The sequence below is a fragment of the Myroides sp. NP-2 genome, from assembly GCF_014145665.1.
Lineage (GTDB): Bacteria > Bacteroidota > Bacteroidia > Flavobacteriales > Flavobacteriaceae > Flavobacterium.
Window position 1 is genome coordinate 1 of record NZ_JACHTD010000054.1, and the last position, 565, is coordinate 565.

General features: G+C 37.3%; 1 protein-coding gene. It reads right to left on the reverse strand.

Annotation, left to right across the window (positions count from 1 at the left end):
- Positions 1 to 320 (reverse strand): phage integrase N-terminal SAM-like domain-containing protein (locus tag H4K35_RS15605; RefSeq protein WP_182628814.1); only part of this gene is annotated, 320 nt, incomplete at its 3' end.
- Positions 321 to 565 lie beyond the last annotated feature (245 nt).

Here is a 565-nt window from a genome sequence, read left to right on the forward strand (position 1 = left end):
TTTTCTTTAGGAATCGATGGTAAATGAAGATGATCGTAAGGTAAATTCTCTGTTTTTAAAAGAAATCGAAGTCCGTAAACCGTGTGTTTAAAATACGATTGCGAAGGTGAATTGGAACGTTGTTGCAGTTCAAAGAGATAATCTTTAACTTGTTCTGGATGTAATTCGGTTGGTAAAGCACCAAAATGAAGTGCCATTGCGGCCACATGGCGCGAATAATTTTCAAAAGTGCGTTTGCTTCGTCCTAAAATAGAAATATTTCGCTCAAAACGTTGCAGAAGTTCAGAAAAACCTGTAATTTCATTACAAGCACGATTCAAATATTTGTTCGTTCTTAATTCCTCCGGAGATTTTTTTTAGTTACCATATTATCAATTATTTAAACGTTAATAAATACTAAGGTACTAAATCATCGCAGCGAAAGCTACCGGAGGTTTAGTTCAACATCGTATTGGCAATAGGCGGGCTGAACGGCTTCGTATCAACGGAAGTGCAAAATTCAATTTCTGTTCTTCGATTAAAGTTCAGTGCTAAAAATCCCGCCCATCGCCAATACGCGGCACGT